At 37.9% G+C, this 14,792-nt stretch carries 10 protein-coding genes; 6 read left to right on the top strand and 4 right to left on the bottom strand.

All coding sequences use genetic code 11. The features are described 5' to 3' along the window. Positions 1 to 47 precede the first annotated feature (47 nt). A complete protein-coding gene (locus E1140_RS18660) occupies positions 48 to 5,852 on the top strand; it encodes a BspA family leucine-rich repeat surface protein (protein ID WP_221412723.1) in 5,805 nt (1,934 codons plus the stop codon). 34 nt (positions 5,853 to 5,886) lie between these two features. After that, positions 5,887 to 6,801 carry a PorP/SprF family type IX secretion system membrane protein gene (locus tag E1140_RS18655; RefSeq protein ID WP_185153673.1) on the top strand — a complete coding sequence of 305 codons (915 nt, stop codon included), beginning with the start codon at positions 5,887 to 5,889 and terminating at the stop codon, positions 6,799 to 6,801. A gap of 43 nt (positions 6,802 to 6,844) precedes the next feature. On the opposite strand, the gene E1140_RS18650 is transcribed toward E1140_RS18655, so the two are convergent. The 4 genes from E1140_RS18650 to E1140_RS18635 are packed head-to-tail and all read right to left on the bottom strand — an operon-like array spanning position 6,845 to position 8,935. After that, positions 6,845 to 7,084: a CBU_0592 family membrane protein gene (locus E1140_RS18650; protein ID WP_155187659.1), complete on the bottom strand. Its 240-nt coding sequence runs from the start codon at positions 7,082 to 7,084 to the stop codon at positions 6,845 to 6,847. Between the two features lie 9 nt (positions 7,085 to 7,093). Continuing rightward, positions 7,094 to 7,654: a ribosome recycling factor gene (frr, locus tag E1140_RS18645; protein WP_155187656.1), complete on the bottom strand. Its 561-nt coding sequence runs from the start codon at positions 7,652 to 7,654 to the stop codon at positions 7,094 to 7,096. A gap of 23 nt (positions 7,655 to 7,677) precedes the next feature. Beyond that, complete coding sequence (gene pyrH / locus E1140_RS18640; RefSeq protein ID WP_155187653.1) at positions 7,678 to 8,382, bottom strand: UMP kinase; 705 nt, start codon at positions 8,380 to 8,382, stop codon at positions 7,678 to 7,680. Between the two features lie 58 nt (positions 8,383 to 8,440). Continuing rightward, a complete protein-coding gene (locus E1140_RS18635) occupies positions 8,441 to 8,935 on the bottom strand; it encodes an acyl-CoA carboxylase biotin carboxyl carrier protein subunit (RefSeq protein ID WP_155187650.1) in 495 nt (164 codons plus the stop codon). Between the two features lie 267 nt (positions 8,936 to 9,202). Here E1140_RS18635 and E1140_RS18630 point away from each other — a divergent pair, with 267 nt between their 5' ends. The 4 genes from E1140_RS18630 to purH are packed head-to-tail and all read left to right on the top strand — an operon-like array spanning position 9,203 to position 14,733. After that, positions 9,203 to 11,647, top strand: coding sequence for a TonB-dependent receptor (locus E1140_RS18630; RefSeq protein ID WP_155187647.1), 2,445 nt, complete (start codon positions 9,203 to 9,205; stop codon positions 11,645 to 11,647). Between the two features lie 51 nt (positions 11,648 to 11,698). Next, a complete protein-coding gene (locus E1140_RS18625) occupies positions 11,699 to 12,565 on the top strand; it encodes a geranylgeranylglycerol-phosphate geranylgeranyltransferase (RefSeq protein ID WP_155187644.1) in 867 nt (288 codons plus the stop codon). A gap of 10 nt (positions 12,566 to 12,575) precedes the next feature. Continuing rightward, positions 12,576 to 13,157: a phosphoribosylglycinamide formyltransferase gene (gene purN / locus E1140_RS18620; RefSeq protein WP_155187641.1), complete on the top strand. Its 582-nt coding sequence runs from the start codon at positions 12,576 to 12,578 to the stop codon at positions 13,155 to 13,157. Positions 13,158 to 13,209: 52 nt separating this feature from the next. Beyond that, entirely contained in the window at positions 13,210 to 14,733 is a 1,524-nt protein-coding gene (gene purH / locus E1140_RS18615) for a bifunctional phosphoribosylaminoimidazolecarboxamide formyltransferase/IMP cyclohydrolase (RefSeq protein WP_155187638.1), read from the top strand. The last annotated feature ends 59 nt before the right edge of the window (positions 14,734 to 14,792 follow it).

The raw sequence follows: 14,792 nt of genomic DNA, 5'->3' as shown, positions 1-14,792 counted from the left end.
TCACTTTTGGCATTTTAGCTTTTGCGTCATTAGATGCAAATGGACAAATGGTCTTTACTCCTAGCCCACAGGTTAATGCTAATGAAGTAGTCGTGAATTCTAATATTGAGCTAGACTTTGACACTGATGTTGATTTGATCACTGTACATATCAATAGTACAAATGCCGATGAAGTTTATGATGATAACATTAAAATAATAGGAAGTCAAACAGGTCAGTTTCAAGGCACATTTTCCTTTGGTGCTGATAATTCCATTGTTGTATTCGACCCTGCAATTAGTTTCAAGGCAGGTGAGAAAATAACAGTTGTTGTAAATACTTCAGTTTTGGGTACCGGAGGAGAAGTGGCTATTGCAAGGTCTTTTAGCTTCATTGCTGCAAGTGGGCCATTTGAAGGAGCTTTTAAGGAAGTATCTGCCAGTGGAATACTACCCGTCACTTATGGCGATACAGATTGGGGTGATTATGATAATGATGGTGACTTAGATGTTGCGGTTATAGGCTGGGATTTTGATTACAATGAAGTAGCAATTATTTATAATAATGACGGAGGAGTTTTTACCGACATTGGAGCAGGTTTGACTGGTGTCTTTTACAGTAGTTGTGAATGGGGAGATTATGATGGTGATGGTGATTTAGATTTGATTGTAGCGGGATCTGATGTAAGTGCCACATTATTTACAACCATCTATCAAAATAATGGAGGAGTATTTACAGACATAGGCGCTGGTCTGCTAGGTGTTGATTATGCTTCCGTTGACTGGGGAGATTATGACAATGATGGAGATTTAGATCTCGCAGTTGCAGGAAGGTATGACATCGGTTCAGATTTGAGTTCTACAATAATTTACAGGAATGATGGAGGTTCTTTTGTAGATATCTCTGCAGGGTTGGTGGGTACTAGTGTTGGTTCTATAGACTGGGTTGATTATGACAATGATGGAGATTTAGATTTATTTGCTACCGGACTTGACGAGGTTACCGGAAGGTCTGCAACGATCTATCGAAATGATGGTAGTGATACTTTTGTTGATGATGGTGTAGGATTGCCAGGTATTGGCTACAGTTCTGCAGATTGGGGTGACTACGACAATGATGGTGATTTGGATTTGGTTATGATGGGAGGTCAAAGTACGCCAAATGATGGAGCGTACATCTATCAAAATAATAGTGGAGTTTTTACAGATATTGGTGCAGGCCTTCCTGATGAAATTGAAGACGGTTCTGCACGTTGGGGAGATTATGATGGCGATGGCGACTTAGATTTACTCATAGTTGGACAAGACTTTGTAATCGGGGACTATACTGCACGAATTTATAATAATGACGGGGGAATTTTCACCAACATAAATGCTGGATTAGTTGGAGTAGCAGAGCAGGCTAGGAGTGAATGGAATGACTTTGATAATGATGGAGACCTTGACATACTTATAACAGGAGTCGATAACTTTGATTTTAATCCTTCTGCACGGATTTATGAAAATACTATATTCACCTCTTTCATCACCACCTGGAAAACGGATAATCCGGGGTCTTCTGATGATAATCAGATCACAATACCAACAACAGGATCTGGCTATTTTTATGACGTAGACTGGGGTGATGGGATGAGTGATACTGGAGTAACCGGAAATATTACACATACTTATGCTTCTGCTGGCACCTATACTGTTTCTATTTCAGGAGCCTTCCCAAGAATCTATTTTAATAATGGTGGCTTTTTTGGAGATGACAATGATTCGGAGAAAATATTAACCATTGAGCAATGGGGCGATATTGCCTGGTCCTCAATGGCCAGAGCATTTAGTGGCTGCCTAAATCTGAGAATCAATGCGGCTGATGTTCCTGATCTATCGAAAGTTATTGACATGACAGAAATGTTTTATGAAGCCGAGGCATTGAATGATAATATTAATAATTGGGACGTCAGTAATGTCGAAATTATGAACAGTCTTTTCAGAGATGCTACCTCATTCAATCAGCCACTTAATTTGTGGGTAACTGATAATGTTACAGATATGAGAAGAATGTTTTCATTTGCCTCAGCTTTTAATCAAGATATTGGTGGTTGGAATGTAATTAATGTAGAAGATATGAGCTCCATGTTTGGAGGAGCAACAACTTTTAATCAAGACATCAGTGGATGGACAGTAACAAGTGTACTTACTATGAACCAAATGTTCTCTGTTGCAACTTCATTTAACCAGAATATTGGAGGCTGGACAATGACTAGCGTCACCAATATTGCTGGTATGTTCAACGGTGCTACTGTCTTTAATCAAGATATTGGCGGATGGGACGTCAGCAATGTGTCTAGTATGATCACCGTTTTTAGCAATGCACCGGCATTTAATCAAGATATCAGTGGATGGGTGGTGGATGGTGTTAATAACATGAGAGCCATGTTTAACGGTGCTGTAGCATTCAATCAAGACATAAGCGGATGGAATGTAGATAATGTGGGGGACATGGAGGATATGTTCAATGGTGCCGTGGCTTTCAATCAGGATATCAGCGGATGGGTAGTTTCAGGAGTAGGGGATATGTCAGGTATGTTTGAGGGTGCTACCTCTTTTAATCAAGATATTAGCGGGTGGGATGTGAGTAATGTTGATGACATGCGCTTCATGTTTTCAAATGCTACTTTGTTCAATCAAAACTTAGGAGGATGGGTTATTACAGATCTTCGATTTGCTTTAAGCATGTTTAATAATTCAGGACTTTCTATTGAAAATTATGATGCTACTTTGATTGGATGGGAAGCTCAAGGAGTTCTGAATGTTTCCTTAGGTGCATCTAATATTTATTATTGTGCTGCGGAAGTGGAAAGAGCAAATTTAATAACCAATTTGGGCTGGACTATTTCTGACGGAGGCCAGGGCTGTATAGCAGTATATGACGGGTTAGATACTACTGCTCCTGAAATAATTAACGGTCAGGCAACTCCAATTGACTTTGGATCAGTTAGTATTTTACCTGCTAATAAGACCAGAAACATTACCATTCTTAATCGAACGGTTAGTGATTTGACTAACGTTAATGTTACAATAAGTGGAACTGTTTTTAGCATTGTTCCAGCAGCGCCAGCAACTATTACAGCCAGCACATCAGCAACAATAAACGTGGTGCTAAGTGGTAATACGCCAGGTGTCTTTACGGAAACTGTGTCGATAACCAGCGATGATTTTAGTGGTACATTTTCCTTTGATCTGGTGGGTGAAATTACTGCTACTCCAGAGCCGGAGATAGTTGTTTATGAAGGTAATTCCATCACAGGAACCGAGATAATAGATGATCAGCTCAGTCCATATGATTTTGGAAGTGAGTTAAGGGGTAATAATTTAACCGCTGACATAACAATTACTAATATAGGTTCTACTTCATTAGACATTTCTAATATGTCTATTACAGGTACTGCTTTTAGTTTTGCGTCTATAACACCTGCATCTGTAGCCGTGGGGGCAACGGAAACGGTTCAGATCATTTTAGATGGAAGTGTGGCTGGGGTGTTTAGTGAAACGCTTACAATTAATAATAATGATACCGATGAAGGCACTTTTAATTTTGATATAGAAGGAGAGATTATTGGTCCCGATATTGCTGTTTTTCAAGGCACCAACATTTTTTCTTCAGCAGATGAAATTTTCGATGGACAAGCTACTAGCCTGGACTTCGGTACTGGCCCTCAAGGCGTGGATATCGTAAGGCAAATAACTATTGCTAATTTCAATCCACTGGCATTAAATGTTTCAGACATCTCTATATCAGGGTCAGCCTTTAGTATAAATGCCATTACTCCATTTTCAATTGCAGCAGAAGTAGATGGAATAATAACACGTACAACATTTGATATTACATTGAGTGGGGCAGTGGATGGTACGTTTAATGAATCTATCATCATTACTAATGATGATGAAGATGAGCCAACTTTTACATTTCCACTATCAGGACAAATAGGTTCCGGATCACCAGAAATAGCGCTTTTCAATAGTGGTGGTGCGGAAGTTTTTGATGGCCAACCTGCGCCAGTTGATTTTGGTAGTGAAGTTCAAGGCACAGGCATCAATGAAACTTTAACCATTCAAAATCAAGGTACAGCTGATTTAACAATATCAGCAATCAATATTTCGGGAACAGCGTTTACACTCAATTCTGCAATATCTTTCCCACTTGTTATTGGAGCCTCTGGCAATCAACTAGTTGATATCCTTTTAACTGGGAACAGTATAGGTGTATTTACCGAAACGGTAACTGTACTAAGTGATGATGCGGATGAAGGAACATTCGATTTTGAGATAACTGGAGAAATAACCGCTCCAACTTCTCCAGAAATAGCTGTATTTCTTGGGACTGAGATTTTAGATGGCCAGGCTGCTGCTATTGATATTGGGAATGTAGTGCTAGGGTCTTCCACATCTCAAACTTTTACTGTAAATAACACTGGTTCAGCTGATTTAATAGTTTCTGATTTAACCATTAGTGGTGCTACATTTTCTTCTCCAACAACTACCCCTTTTGTAATAATTCCTGGCGGCTCATCAACTTTTGAGGTTGTATTGGATGCAGTGGCTGCTGGCAGTTTCACAGAAACTGTGACTGTTACTAATAATGATGCAGATGAAGGAAGCTTTGAGTTTAATATCACTGGAGAAGTAACCGCTGCTAACAGTTCTCCTACAATAAGTCCAATTGCCGATGCCATCATTGATGAAGATGGTAGTACTGGTAATTTACCATTTACCATAAATGATGTCGAAACTAATCTGGATGACCTAATTGTAACAGCATCTTCAAATAATACAGCATTAGTTGCTTCGACAGGCATAGCTCTGTCGGGCTCAGGTGGTAATAGAACTATAAATGTCACCCCAGAAAGTGATATCAACGGCACTGTGATTATTACTGTCCAAGTCGATGATGGTCAGGCTGTGGCGAGTGAAACATTTACTTTGACTGTGGTTCCGGTTAATGATGCTCCGGTAATTACAGGCCAGTCAACCTTAACTACTTTACAAAGTACATCCATAACACTCGGTCTAGACAATTTCAGTGTTACGGATATTGATAATACCTACCCTGATGGTTTTAGTCTTTTAATTAATGACGGTACTAATTTCACAGTTAATGGCGCTGAAATAACACCCAATTCTGAATTTGTGGGCGACTTAGTAGTGCCCATTGTAATTAATGATGGACAAGATGACAGTCCTGTCTTTAACACCACTATAACTGTAGAGCAAGGAGAGCTTTCTGTTGACGTTGGTGGAGCTCCGCTAACTAATGGTAGCATCGTGAACTTCGATGATGTGCCTGTGGGTGCCGAAGATAGTCGTGAACTTATTATTACCAACAACGGTACAGTTGCCTTAGTAATATCAGCCATAGTAATTGCCGGTGATGACTTTATTTTAAACAGCGCTATCCCTGACCCAATACTTCCGTCAGAAAGCAGCCCACTTTCTATTTCTTTTCGCCCTAGTTCCATTGGTCCTAAAGCAGCTACAATTACCATTAGTAGTCAGCTTGCAGCTGATTTCATAGCTACTCTTAATGCCAGTGGACTTTCGGAAGCGCCACCTTTAGAAATTTTCAATGTGGTTACCACTCAGCAAAATGGGAAGCATGACTTTCTGGAAATAAGAAATATAGAATTCTACCAATCGAATAAAGTATTTATCTACAATCGCTGGGGTAATGAAGTATTCAAAACAGCTGAATACAACAATACTGACAACAACTTTATTGGTAATACGAGTGGTGGGGATGAATTGCCGGATGGTACCTATTATTATGTAATTGAGCTAAATGGCGGTGAAAAAGTTGAAAATGGATTCTTTTTACTTAGAAGATAGGGGTATGAGATTGATATTTATTACAGCAAAAAGCATGAGAAAGAACATTGGTTTATTAGTTCTTGTATTACTTATATCATCTAGCAGTCTAAGGGCGCAACAAGACCCATTGTATAATTTATATTCATTTAATCAGAATATGATTAACGCTGCATATGCAGGAGTGTATAATAATTTTACTGCTAACCTGATTACGCGAAAGCAGTGGGCAGGTATTGATGGTTCTCCACTTACAAACATGTTTACGGCCCATACATCTGTGGGTGATCAGTTTGGTACAGGAGTGTTAATTGTAAATGACCGCTTGGGAATTAATAACAATACTGAAGCTCAACTCTCCTTTTCTTATAAAATTACATCTGGAAGTAAAACCCTGGCTCTAGGGGTACAAGGAGGCTTAATAAACTATAAGTATGATTATAATAAACTTAATCTGGCATTTGTAGATGATGAAGGTCTGGATATGAATAATGCTGGGTTCAGTAAAGCTAATTTTGGAGCAGGTGCTTTTTATATGACAGATACTTACTATTTTGGACTTTCAGTGCCAAGAATATTAAATGCTAAAGTCAATGATGGAGTGAGTAGTAGCACCCGTTATTTACCACATTATTATTTAAGTGGAGGGTTTATTATAAAATCTAATTCAACACGTTCACTTTTACTCAAACCTTCCTTTTTGGTTCGTTATACTGAAAAACAAGTTGCTGCAGATATTAGTATTAATGCATTGTTTGCTAATGTCATTTGGGCGGGCCTTACCTTAAGAAACTTTGATGGCGTAGCCATCAATACCCAAATTCAGGTCAATCGTGCTTTTAGATTAGGTTATTCATTTGAATTGCCTACCAATCAGTTGGTGCAGAGTAATTTTGGCACACATGAGATTTCCCTTCTGGTTGAGCTGAACCTATTCAAAGACCATTTTGATATCGAAAGGTATTTTTAGCGTTCTTAAACTGTTTAGTTCTGTCAAACTAAATTCAGCAGAACTAACTCGACTTTAGGTACTTGTAAATACCCCAAAAAGAAACTAAAGACCAGGCTGCCTCAAGTATAATGAATGGCCAATAATTAAGCATTACAGAGGCTGCACAGGCTAGTAGTGCACCAATCAAGTTGAGTAGTAAATAGGGTAATCCTTTTGAGTCAAGTTGCTCAATCAGGTTAAGAAAAAAGGCCAATAAAATAAGAAAGACGCCAGAGGCGCCTATCCAATCAATGATATTCATATATCTTTTTTAAACCGTCATTATCTCTTGTTCTTTATGAGATAAGATGTCATCTATTTTTTTAGAGTACTCGTCAGTTAAGGCCTGTACTTTTTCTTCAGCTCTTTTAATATCGTCTTCTGGAGCACCATCTTTCTGAAGCTGCTTCAAACCGTCATTAATTTCTTTTCTCGTATTTCTAATACTGATTTTGCCATTCTCACATTCATTCTTAGCTTGTTTAACTAATCCAACTCTTCTGTCTTCAGTAAGCTGCGGAATGTTTATAATAACCTGCTCGCCATCATTTTGAGGGTTAAAGCCCAAACCACTATTAATTATAGCCTTTTCAATATTTTGAATAACAGATTTTTCCCATGGCTTTATAAATAAAGTACGTGCATCAGGTGCACTCACAGAAGCAACTTGGTTCAAAGGAGTGTCAGCACCATAGTATTCAACCATTACGCTCTCAACCATAGCGGGGCTAGCTTTCCCAGCTCTGATCTTTCCTAATTCACCAGTTAAATGTTTGATGGCTTTACTCATCATCTCACGACATTCATCGAGGTACATTTTAATTTCTTCCATGACTTATTTTATATCGGGTTAGGTTAATTAATTAAGGTTCCGGCAGTTTCCCCTTTCAATACTTCCATGAGATTGCCAGTTTTATTCATGTCAAATACTATAATCGGTAAATTATTTTCCTGACACAAGGTAAAAGCGGTCATATCCATAATATTCAGGTTCTTTTCATATGCTTCCTGAAACGATAATTCTGAATATCTTGTGGCCGTAGGGTCTTTTTCAGGATCAGCAGTATAAACGCCATCAACTCTGGTGCCTTTCAATACTACATCGGCCTGTATCTCGATAGCTCTTAAGCTGGCTGTAGAATCAGTAGTAAAATATGGATTACCAATACCTGCACCAAAAATTACTATTCTTCCTTTTTCCAGGTGCCTGATGGCCCTTCTTCTGATAAATGGCTCGCATACTTGCTCCATTTTTATTCCAGACATAAGTCTGGTATACATACCTGCAGACTCAAGCGCACTTTGTAAGGCCATTCCGTTAATAACGGTAGCCAACATGCCCATATAATCTCCCTGAACTCTTTCTATACCTGCGGCCTCTGCCTGTACACCCCTATAGATATTACCACCACCAATAACAATGGCAACCTCTACTCCCAAATCTTTAATAGCTTTTATTTCTTCGGCATATTGCTTTAGTCTTTCAGGGTCAATGCCATAGGATACATTTCCCATCAAAGATTCACCACTAAGTTTGAGTAAGATTCGCTTGTACTTCATTGAGTTTGGTTAAGATTAAAATTGTGCAAATATAGTATGCTTAATGGAAAATCTGTGATCAAAATAGAACAAGTACCTGATTTTTTTCGACACTGTCCCCTTTTTTAACTTTAATCGACTTTACCACCCCGTCACCAGGAGATTTTAAGACATTCTCCATCTTCATGGCCTCAAGTATCATAATGGCATCGCCTTTCTTTACTTCATCACCTTCCTTGATGTCTATTTCAAGGATAAGACCAGGCATAGGAGCTTTCACATCATTTACTTTTGCTGATGCCGAAACATCCATCCCTAATTTCTCTAAAAGGAGATCAAACCTGTCTTTAAGCTCAACTTCAACTTTTTTTCCGTTGATTTTCATGGCAACGGTTCTGGTTGCAGTATCTACATTAATAACTTCTGCTCTGTAGGATTTATGATTACTGAGGATGTGATAAGTTCTTTCACCAATCTGAGTCATGTCCCAATCAAAGGGAGAGTCGTTTAAAAAGGCTTCTGATTTTTCGAACTTAACTTCGTAGTTGTTTTTATTGACTTGTGCTTTGTACATAATTATGGAATATGATACCCAAATATAGTGGGTTTCATTTTATCATCTTTTCCTGCGCTGTATTATTTGAAATTTTATAATTATCGTAAGTCATTATTTATACCTTTGCACCATAGGGGTGCCTAATATAAAGGCTGAGATTATACCCAAGGTTCTAGAGATGGAACTGTAACCTGATCCAGATAATGCTGGCGTAGGGAGGTATGTTAAATTGTTAAAGGGAATCCCCTCTCCCTTTGTTTTTTAACACTTAAAATTTTTTTAATCATGAGAATTATTCTCGGAGTAGTTTTACTCACACTGTTGCACGCCAATGTTTTGGCACAATTCAACTATCGTATCACTGTTAAGGATGTTGAAACCGGCCAGGCGCTGCCGGGAGCTAACATTGTCTTCAACAATCAGATTTCCGTTACCGACAATGATGGAAATGCACAATTCGAATCCCTTTCTAAAGGGACTTACCCGATTAAAGTAACTTTTGTTGGCTATGATGACCTGGCCATGAATGTTAAAATTAATGAAAGCAGGACTGATGTACTTGAGCTAATACCGGGCACGTTAATGACCGATGAAGTGATTGTTTCTTCTACCAGAGCCAGTGCAGAAACTCCGGTAACCTTTTCTTCTTTGAATAAAGAGAAAATAGAGAAACAAAATTCAGGACAGGATTTGCCGTTTATTCTAAACTTTACTCCTTCTGTAGTTTCTACATCAGATGCTGGTGCTGGCATTGGTTATACTGGTCTTAGAATCCGTGGCAGTGATGCCACAAGAGTTAATGTTACTATCAATGGTGTTCCACTTAATGATAGTGAATCACAAGGAGTTTTTTGGGTTAACATTCCTGATATAGCATCATCAACCAATAATATCCAAATTCAGCGTGGTGTAGGCACTTCTACCAATGGAGCCGGTGCCTTTGGGGGTTCAATCAACCTTCAGACTAATGGGCGTGAAACTGCAGCCCACGGAGTAGTTACTAACACATTTGGGTCTTACAATACAAGAAGGCACTCTATTGGTTTTGGTACCGGTTTACTGAATAACCTTTGGACTATTGATGGTAGAATTTCTAAAATCAAGTCTGATGGATATATAGATAGAGCGTCATCAGATTTGACTTCTTATTATTTTGCTGGAGGCTATTATGGTAAAAAAACTATGCTCAAAGCCTTGGTCTTTGGAGGAGCTGAAGTTACTTATCAGTCATGGTATGGCACACCTGAAGCGGTGTTAGAAAATGATGCCGAAGGTATTGAAGCTGTAATAGCTAACAATGGCCTAAATGCTGCACAAGCGCAAAACATGCGTAATTCTGGCCGTACTTTTAATTGGTATTTATACGATAATGAAGTAGATGATTATAAGCAAGATCATTACCAACTTCATCTTTCTCACCAGGTAAATGATAAGTTTTCATTCAATGTATCGACCCACTATACTTATGGAAGAGGTTTTTATGAACAGTATAGATATGACGATGATTTTGAAGATTATGGTTTGGACAATGTAATTGTAGGAGCGGATACTGTTTTTTCAACTGACTTGATTAGAAAGAGGTGGTTGGATAACGATTTTTATGGAGTTACATATTCATTTAACTATGAAGAAGGTCCATTGAAACTAATATTTGGTGGTGCTGCCAACAGATATGATGGTGATCACTTTGGTGAATTGATCTGGGCTGATTTTGCCTTTAGTTTCGATGCTGGTGATCGTTATTATGAAAGCAATGGTGTGAAAGATGATTTCAATAGTTATATAAAGGCTTACTATCAAATATCGGATCCATTGAACGTCTTTCTTGATCTTCAATACAGAAAGATAGGGTACAAATCTCAGGGGGTCGATAGTGACCTACAGCCAATTGATATTAATGCGGACTTTGACTTCTTCAATCCTAAATTAGGAGCATTTTACCAGTTGTCAGGAAATGATGCACTCTATGCTTCTTTTGCAGTGGGAAATCGAGAACCGGTAAGAAGTGACTTCATTGATTCTAATGTTAAGCCGAAAGCTGAGCGATTAAACAATTTGGAACTAGGATATAGAATGACCAATTCCAACAAGAGTATTGGTGTCAACTTCTACTATATGGGATATAAGGATCAGCTTATATTGACTGGAGAAGTAAATGATGTGGGATCTTCAGTACGTACAAATGTACCTGCCAGCTATAGAGCCGGACTTGAATTTGAAGGTGGTGTTAAACTATCAGATAATTTAAACTGGTCAGCTAACCTCACATTGAGCAGAAATAAGATTGAGAAATTTACAGAGATAATTTATGATTACGGTCCTGCATTTGACGAGTATAATATCATTTCCAATGAATATTCGGATACTGACATCGCATTTTCTCCAAACGTAATAGCTGGTTCTCAACTGGCCTATTCACCTTTCAGAAATTTCGAAGTCGCGCTCTTATCAAAATATGTAGGCAAGCAATATCTGGACAATACTTCTAATGAGAAAAGAAAGATTGATGCTTATTTTGTAAATGACATTAGGTTGGATTACAGCATTTACTCTGAAAAACTTAGAGAGCTCAGATTTTCATTGTTGATTAATAATATCCTTGATGAAGAGTATGTGTCAAATGGTTATACTTTTGGTTACCAGGGTGGCCCTGATTATGTAGTGAGAGAAAACTACTATTACCCTCAGGCCCCAACGAACTTTCTAGCTACTGTGACACTTAAATTTTAATAGTTGTATTAGTTAACATCAGGGTTTAATTTTGAAAAAAATTAGATCCTGATGGTTTCAGAAACTCATTCCAAACCTGCCAACTTTTCTATATCAGGATTTATCCAACTTACCAGATTTTGGAATCTCCTGATCATTGCCTTGGCGCAGTATTTTACTGCTTATTTTCTACTAAGCAATAGATCGTTGGTTTTCTCGAAAGAGATGGCACTTCTTTCATTCTCCACTATCATTATTGCAGCAGCAGGCTATATTATCAATGACTATTATGATGTTAAAATTGATCTAATTAATAAGCCCAAAAGGGTAGTTGTGGGCAGGATTTTGAAACGTAGAGTGGCAATGATTGCTCATACCATACTGAATTTTGTTGGTATAGGCATTGGATTATACCTATCTTGGAAACTAGCTGCCCTAAATTTCCTTTGTGCCTTTGTGCTATGGCTTTATTCTAATCAGCTTAAAAGAATTGCCTTCCTTGGCAATCTATCGGTGGCGCTACTTACAGGTTTATCTATTCTAATTATAGGTCTATTTTTTGAGCCTGATAATATTCTTATTATGGCTTACTCTCTGTTTGCCTTTGTATTTACACTCATTAGAGAAATAATAAAAGACATTGAAGATCTTAAAGGCGACTCCACTTTTGGCTGTAAGACATTGCCAGTTGTATATGGTGTGAGAAAGACCAAGAATTTTATTTACGTGCTATCTTATCTTTTTTTAATTGGCTTATGCACTTTGGCCTATTTGCTAGTTGGAGTTGCAATGACCTACTTATGTCTCGGTCTGATAATACCGATTGGCTACTTAACCTTGAAGTTATACCGGGCTGATAAAATATCAGAATACAATTTCTTAAGCAATTACTGTAAGTTTGTGATGCTTTTTGGCATTTGTACAATGGTTTTCTTTTAATAAAAACAGTTTGATCAACATAGCAATATTTGCTTCCGGTAGCGGTTCTAATGCACAAAAAATAGCAGAGCATTTTCAAGGATCGTCAGACATAAGAGTATCTCTTATTTTGACTAACAACCCTACAGCTTTTGTTTTAGAAAGAGCAGAGAAACTCGATATACCTTCTCATATCTTTAACAGAGAGACTTTTTATAAATCTACAGATGTTGTCGATGTGCTGAAGAATAACAATATTGACTTTGTTGTTTTAGCAGGGTTTATGTGGCTGGTTCCCGGATATTTGGTTGAAGCTTATCCTAATAAGATTGTGAATATTCATCCGGCCTTATTACCAAAATTTGGTGGCAAAGGTATGTATGGTGATCATGTGCATAATGCCGTGAAGCAAGCTGGTGTAAAAGAAACTGGAATTACCATTCATTATGTAAATGAACATTACGATGAGGGTAATATTATTTTTCAGAGTAAGTGCGAAGTAGTCGAAAATGATACTCCTCAAACGATTGCTGAAAAAGTGCATGCGCTGGAGTACCAACACTACCCAAATGTAATTGAAGAGGTGATACTAAAGTCACTCAAAAATTCCTAGCTTTGCGGCTTTAAAAAATTCCGACCAGCAGGTCAAACATAATACCACTACAATGTCTGAAGTTAAAATTAAGTCAGCCCTTATATCTGTTTATTATAAGGACAACCTTGAGCCAATTGTTAAGTTATTGGCTAAAAACAATGTTCAAATATTCTCTACTGGAGGTACTCAAAAGTTTATTGAAGACCTTGGTGTAGCAGTTACACCTGTTGAAGAAATGACAACTTACCCTTCAATTTTTGGAGGAAGAGTTAAAACTCTTCACCCGGCTATTTTTGGAGGAATTTTGCATAGAAGAGAGCTTGAAGATGATGTGAAGACTGCTGCTCAATATAATATCCCAAGCATTGACCTTGTTATTGTTGATCTCTACCCTTTCGAGGAAACTGTAGCATCTGGTGCAAGCGAAGCTGATATTATTGAGAAAATAGACATTGGTGGTATTTCATTGATAAGAGCTGCTGCTAAAAATTTTAAAGATGTTCTAATAGTTTCATCAAGAGAGCAGTATGCTGACGTTGAGCAACTTCTTGCTGATAAAAATGGAGCAACTGATATTAATGATAGAAGAAATTTTGCTACCAAAGCGTTTGACATTAGCTCAAACTATGACACAGCAATTTTCAATTATTTCAACCAAACTGAAAATATTACTTCATTCAAACAGAGTGTAAGACAAGGCAATACCTTGCGATATGGTGAAAACCCTCATCAGCAAGGCACATTCTATGGCAACCTATCTGAAATGCTAGAGCAGTTGAATGGAAAGGAAATGTCATACAACAACCTTGTTGATATAGACGCTGCTGTTTCTATTATCGAAGAGTTTGACGAAACAGCCTTTGCGATTTTAAAGCATACGAATGCTTGCGGTGTGGCTACGGGAGCTTCAGTAAAAGAAGCTTATCAAAAAGCATTTGCTGCTGATACTGTTTCAGCATTTGGAGGTGTATTAATCACTAACAAGAAAGTTGACCTTGCTGCTGCAGAGGAGATGCACAGCTTATTCTTTGAAGTATTGATAGCTCCTGAGTTTGATCAGGATGCCTTGGATCTTCTAAAAGGTAAGAAGAACAGAATTTTATTGAAGCAAAACCATAAGTTGACTTCAACTAAAATGTTTAAGAACCTTTTGAATGGTGTTATTGAACAGGATAGAGACTTGAAGACAGATAGTTTTGAAGACTTAAAGCCAGTGACTAAACGTCAACCTACTGATAGTGAGAAAAGAGCACTAGTTTTTGCTAGTAAAATCGCCAAACACACAAAATCAAATACAATTGTGCTAGCTAAGGAAGGTCAGTTGCTTTCTAGTGGTGTTGGTCAGACTTCAAGAGTTGACGCCTTAAAGCAGGCCATTCACAAAGCTAAGGCCTTTGGGTTTGATCTTAATGGAGCTGTCATGGCTTCTGATGCTTTCTTCCCTTTTCCTGATTGTGTAGAGATAGCAAGTGAAGAAGGTATTGAAGCAGTGGTTCAGCCGGGAGGGTCAATTAAGGATCAGGATTCGGTTGATTTTTGCGATAAAAATAACATGGCTATGGTATTTACAGGAGTACGCCATTTTAAACACTAAAATTGTTTTTATTTGTGGTTCTAAACGGAAAGTTCTTTGTAAATTTCCGTTCATTGATT

The organism is Fulvivirga lutimaris, assembly GCF_009711525.1.
Lineage (GTDB): Bacteria > Bacteroidota > Bacteroidia > Cytophagales > Cyclobacteriaceae > Fulvivirga > Fulvivirga lutimaris.
This window is presented reverse-complemented; position numbering and strand designations above follow the sequence as displayed.